The sequence below is a fragment of the Vibrio sp. A8-1 genome, from assembly GCF_013048685.1.
Taxonomy (GTDB): domain Bacteria; phylum Pseudomonadota; class Gammaproteobacteria; order Enterobacterales; family Vibrionaceae; genus Vibrio; species Vibrio metschnikovii.
This window is the reverse complement of record NZ_VHTC01000113.1, coordinates 1-696: the sequence shown is the minus strand read 5'-3', so window position 1 is coordinate 696 and position 696 is coordinate 1. Positions and strand designations below refer to the sequence as shown.

The following is a 696-nucleotide window of genomic DNA, read 5'->3' as shown; positions in this document are numbered from 1 at the left end:
TAACGCCCGCTTAAGGGGCAGACAACGCTACTACCAAGCTTCCGCATAACAGCGTAACCACAAAAACCAACGCATAATAAAAATGCCGCGCGTTGGCTGTCCCTCTTGAAGCGTTTGTTATGTGAAATATCCCCACACCATAACCAAAAATAATGAAACAACCAGAAGTACATAAACTCTACGTTTTTGAGAGATTTCTTTTGGGTACATTCCCTCAAAAGCTGGAGCGAGCATACCCAACAAAAACACTACAGAATATATGAAGCCGAGCAAGCTATATACTATTAGCTTTGTTGTTTCTAAGTCACCACTATAAACAACAAGAAAGCTCAGAAGAGCCGTGAAAAACGGCATGGAACAAGTCAACGAAAGACCCGGCAACCAAAATAATATTACTTTCCTTTTACCAGAAAGTTTCCTAGGAATTTGCCCAAAGATAAAAACATAAATAGCAAAAATTAATACTGACAGTGGTGCAGCAATATTAAACAAGTCCGACTGAGAAAAACCAACTATAAAGCCAACCATTTCTTTCTGCTCTTGGGTATCCAAAGATGGAAACCTTAACCCCACATAAGCGCCTGCAAGTAATGAGGGAACAAAAAATAAACCAAGTTTCAGCTTTGTCATCATTTAGACACCTTCACATAACGCCCGCTTAAGGGGCTGACAACGCTACTACCAAGTTTCCGCATA

1 protein-coding gene is annotated in these 696 nt (G+C 40.4%); it reads right to left on the bottom strand.

Annotation, left to right across the window (positions count from 1 at the left end; genetic code table 11):
• Window positions 1–117 precede the first annotated feature (117 nt).
• Window positions 118–633 (bottom strand): hypothetical protein, encoded by a 516-nt coding sequence (locus FKN93_RS17490; RefSeq protein WP_114717184.1) that lies wholly within the window; start codon window positions 631–633, stop codon window positions 118–120.
• Between the last annotated feature and the right edge of the window lie 63 nt (window positions 634–696).